Genomic DNA, 272 nt, shown 5'->3' with positions numbered 1-272 from the left:
ATTTGTGTCGCGCTGTTCACAGTAAAGCCGCTGGCGTTGCTCAGGCCGAATTTCACCGCAGTAGCGCCAGTAAAATTTCTACCTGTAATGACCACGGAAGTCCCACCCGTGGCTGGACCCGTCGACGTCCCCAGGCTACTCACCGTTGGCGCACCGATATACGTATATTGATCGTTGGCACTCGTCGCACTCGTGCCACCACCGGTCACGACGGTAATATCTACCGTGCCGCTGCCGGACGGTGCCGTTGCCGTAATTTGTGTCGCGCTGTT

The 272-nt window shown here is 57.4% G+C and carries 1 protein-coding gene; it reads right to left on the bottom strand.

Features of this window, described 5'->3' with window-relative positions; translation table 11 throughout:
- Window positions 1–272 (bottom strand): IPT/TIG domain-containing protein (locus QN359_RS19910; protein ID WP_323493458.1); only part of this gene is annotated, 272 nt, incomplete at both ends.

It is taken from the genome of Undibacterium sp. 5I2 (genome assembly GCF_035019605.1).
Taxonomy (GTDB): domain Bacteria; phylum Pseudomonadota; class Gammaproteobacteria; order Burkholderiales; family Burkholderiaceae_D; genus Undibacterium.
Note: the sequence above shows the minus strand (reverse complement) of the source record. Positions and strands in the feature narration are given on the sequence as shown.